The organism is Psychrobacter proteolyticus, assembly GCF_038155145.1.
Classification (GTDB): Bacteria; Pseudomonadota; Gammaproteobacteria; order Pseudomonadales; family Moraxellaceae; genus Psychrobacter; species Psychrobacter proteolyticus_B.
This window is the reverse complement of the sequence record NZ_JBAKAY010000191.1, coordinates 1-213: the sequence shown is the minus strand read 5'-3', so window position 1 is coordinate 213 and position 213 is coordinate 1. Positions and strand designations below refer to the sequence as shown.

The following is a 213-nucleotide window of genomic DNA, read 5'->3' as shown; positions in this document are numbered from 1 at the left end:
GAAAAAGCTTATACAAACATTAGCAAGGTCGATTTGGGTAAATGAAAGTTTGTTAATAGTCGATCTATAAAACCGAATTTAAACCATGGATAAATAAAGATGTCTGTGTCCCCTGACCAGCTAGAGAGTGCTTGTCCAGTAATAGCCGTTTTTTGATACGCCGTTTCAAGGACGCGAGTCACCGTGCTGCCAATAGCAATAACCTTATTGCCA

Annotated in this window: 1 protein-coding gene; it reads right to left on the bottom strand. The window is 39.9% G+C overall.

The window, feature by feature from the left end; translation table 11 throughout:
- Positions 1-8: 8 nt before the first annotated feature.
- A partial coding sequence (locus tag V6252_RS13475; RefSeq protein ID WP_341610773.1) for an S-adenosylmethionine:tRNA ribosyltransferase-isomerase occupies positions 9-213 on the bottom strand: 205 nt, incomplete at its 5' end.